This window comes from Actinomycetota bacterium, assembly GCA_040754375.1.
Lineage (GTDB): Bacteria > Actinomycetota > Acidimicrobiia > Acidimicrobiales > AC-14 > JBFMCT01.
In genome coordinates this window covers 1-1,967 of the sequence record JBFMCT010000032.1, presented here as the reverse complement: position 1 = coordinate 1,967, position 1,967 = coordinate 1, and the positions used below count along the sequence as shown (strand labels likewise).

The window sequence follows — 1,967 nt, the reverse complement described above, 5'->3', positions numbered from 1 at the left end:
CAGGGCGCCGCCCTCCGGGGCGAGATCGCCGAGTTGAGGTCCGACCTCACCGAACAGGGCGCCGCCCTCCGGGGCGAGATCGCCGCTCAGGGGGTGGCGCTGCGGGGGGAGATAGCGGCCCAGGGGGCTCAGCTGCGGGCCGAGATCGCAGAGGTGAGGGATGAGGTCGCGGCGCTGCGCAACGACTTGACCAAGCTCGAAGCCAAGGTCGACGCTCAGGTCCCGAGGTTCCTGGTGGCCTCCATGCCGATGATGTTCGGCACCGCCGGCCTGGTCATGGCCGCCGGCCGGTTGCTCTGACATGGCGGGGTGAGCGAGCCCCGGGAGCGACCGGGCCAGCCCCCGTACACACGGGGCATCCACGGCCGCATGTACGCCGAGCGGCTGTGGACCATGCGCCAGTACGCCGGCTTCGGCTCGGCCGAGGACACCAACGCCCGCTTCCGCTTCCTGCTGGGCGCCGGCCAGACCGGGCTGTCGTGCGCCTTCGACCTGCCCACCCAGATGGGCTACGACTCTGACCACCCCCTGTCCGACGGCGAGGTCGGCCGGGTGGGAGTGGCCATCGACACGCTGGACGACATGCGGCGCCTGCTCGACGGCATCCCCCTGGCCGAGGTCACCACGTCGATGACCATCAACGCCACCGCCGCAGTCCTGCTCCTGCTGTACGAGCTGGTGGCCGACGAACAGGGAGTCGGGGCCGCCGAACTGCGAGGCACCGTCCAGAACGACCCCCTCAAGGAGTACATCGCCCGGGGTACCTACATCTACCCGCCCCGGGCCTCGATGCGGCTGGTCACCGACACCGTCGACTACTCCCGCCGCCAGCTCCCTTTGTGGAACAGCATCTCCGTGTCGGGCTATCACATCCGCGAGGCGGGGGCCACGGCCGCCCAGGAGCTGGCCTTCACGCTGGCCAACGCCATCGCCTACGTCCAATCCGCAGTCGACGCAGGCCTCGATGTTGACGACTTCGCCCCCCGCCTGTCGTTCTTCTTCAACGCCCACAGCAACCTCTTCGAAGAGGTCGCCAAGTTCCGGGCGGCCCGGCGCATGTGGTGGAAGGTGATGACCGGGCGGTTCGGCGCCCGGTCAGAAGCCTCGTGCAAGCTCAGGTTCCACGCCCAGACGGCAGGCTCGACCCTCACCGCCCAGCAGCCCGAGGTCAACACCGTGAGGGTGGCCTTCCAGGCCCTGGCCGCGGTCCTCGGCGGAACCCAGAGCCTGCACACCAACGCCTTCGACGAGGCTCTCGGCTTGCCCTCCGAGGCGTCGGCTCGCCTCGCCCTCCGCACCCAACAGGTCATCGCCCACGAGACGGGCGTTGTCTCCGAGCCCGACCCCCTGGGGGGCTCCTACCTCGTCGAAGCCCTGACCGATGCCCTCGAAGGCGAGGCCGCCCGCCTGCTGGACGAGATCGACCGCCGGGGCGGGGCGGTGGCCGCCATAGAAGCCGGCTACCAGCAGGGCGAGATCGAACGGGCGGCCTACGCCGTGGCCCAGGCCGTCGACCGGGGGGACCAGGTCGTCGTGGGCGTCAACCGTTTCGTCGACGACGCGGGGGCGGTCGAGGTGCCGCCCGTGGCCGTCGACCCCGAGGTGGCCGGCCGCCAGGTGGCGAGGGTGCGGGCCGCTCGAGCCAGGCGGGACGCGACGGCCTGGGCCGCCGCTCTCGACGGCGTGACCACGGCCGCCCGGGGGACGGCCAACCTGCTGCCGCCCATGAAGGCCGCCCTGGCCGCAGGGGCGACCCTGGGCGAGGTCAGCGATGCCCTCCGGGCGGTCTTCGGGGAGCACGAGAGCCGGTAGCCTCGGGCCGGGATGGGGACCCTCGCCGGACCGTTCGTCGCGGCCGCCGCCCTCCTCGTCCTGGGCGGCGCTCTCAAGGCGCGCCGGCCGGCGGCCACCGCCCGGGCCCTGGCCGCAGCCGGCCTGGGGCCGCTGTCCCCGCTGGCCCGGCCCAT

General features: G+C 72.5%; 2 protein-coding genes. Both read left to right on the top strand.

Going from position 1 to position 1,967, the window contains the following annotated elements:
• The coding region (locus AB1673_12900) for a hypothetical protein (protein ID MEW6154869.1) at positions 1-300 on the top strand (300 nt) is incomplete at its 5' end.
• A gap of 69 nt (positions 301-369) precedes the next feature.
• Positions 370-1,812, top strand: coding sequence for a methylmalonyl-CoA mutase family protein (locus AB1673_12895; protein ID MEW6154868.1), 1,443 nt, complete (start codon positions 370-372; stop codon positions 1,810-1,812).
• The last annotated feature ends 155 nt before the right edge of the window (positions 1,813-1,967 follow it).

Excerpts from the sequence above, each read along its gene's own strand:
- AB1673_12895 (MEW6154868.1), top strand. The coding sequence starts at position 370 with ATGTACGCCGAGCGGCTGTGGACCATGCGCCAGTACGCCGGCTTCGGC.